The sequence below is a fragment of the Haloferax sp. s1 genome (assembly GCF_058382125.1).
Genome location: NZ_JBZRPK010000129.1, coordinates 1 through 1,230, shown reverse-complemented (window position 1 = coordinate 1,230; position 1,230 = coordinate 1). Strand labels below are relative to the sequence as shown.

Here is a 1,230-nt window from a genome sequence, read left to right as displayed (position 1 = left end):
ATGTCGAGATTGAACGCGACCACGGCGAGGTTGAGATCGAGACTGACGAGCACGAGATCGAACACGACGGTGAGAAACTCGAAGTTGAAAAGGCGGGCTTCAACTTCGAAAACCTCGGCAAGGAAGATGAAGTTGACGTCGAGGCAAACGGTATCGAGGTCGAACAGGACGGCGACGACGCCGAAGTCGAGGACGAAAACGGCTTCGACTTCGAGAACGACGGTGACCGCCTCGAGTTCGAAGACGCCGGTGGGTTGGTCGACTTAGAGGCGACTGACGATGCAACCGATATCGAATTCGACGGTGGTGAGATCGAGCAACTCGACGACGCCCTCGACGTCGAAACCGATGAGGTCGACTTCGAGAACGACGGCGACGAAGTCGAGTTCGAGACCGACGACCACGACATCGAACAGGACGACGACGATGTCGATGTCGAAGACGATGAAGACGACATCGACTTCGAGAGCACCGACGGCGGTGACGACGTCGAATTCGAGACGGCGGACCACGAGATCGAACAGGACGACGACGACCTTGAGGTCGAAGACCACGAGGACGATGTCGACTTCGAGAACGACGACGACGAGGTCGAGTTCGAGACCGACGACCACGACATCGAGCAGCGTGGTGATGCAGTCGACGTCGAGATCGATGACCTCGAGTTGGAGTCCGACGGTGAAACCGTCGACCTCGAACGTGACAAACACGAGGATATCGAAGTCGGCGCGTTCCTCGACGACTTGACCCGAGACGAGATCATCGAACTCGGCACCGAGACCGGTGCGGACGACCTCGATGACCTCGCGGATATGGACATCGATGAGCTCGATGACGACGAAATCGAGATGCTCGAGAGCATGCTCTCCGACGGCGGCGAGTAGTCAAGCAGCCGAGTCCCCCGTCGGATCATCGGGATACCCGTGACGGTCGGTACTGCAAGGCCCTCACGGGCCAAAGCGTGCCTCATTTTTCACATAACTGGGCTTGAGAGTCACGACTGGGGATGCAGATGTCGACACTCGGTTACGGTGGCGTAAGTTGTTGTCCAACCGTTCACGATGTGAGTGGGGCTTGATGCCCTGACTCGCGAGTTGTCTCGCACTTATGCGAGTTGACGTACATTGTTCAGTTGAGACCGACCACCCGGTTCAGCGCGTTTATGACCCGAAACCACCAGTTCACAGTCGTCGTTGTCTTCATCGTCGTAGCCACTGTTCTCGGAAGCGT

Annotated in this window: 1 pseudogene; it reads left to right on the top strand. The window is 57.3% G+C overall.

Annotated elements, in window-relative coordinates:
* A pseudogene (locus QT222_RS00925) lies at positions 1–884 on the top strand (hypothetical protein); the annotation flags it as partial.
* Between the last annotated feature and the right edge of the window lie 346 nt (positions 885–1,230).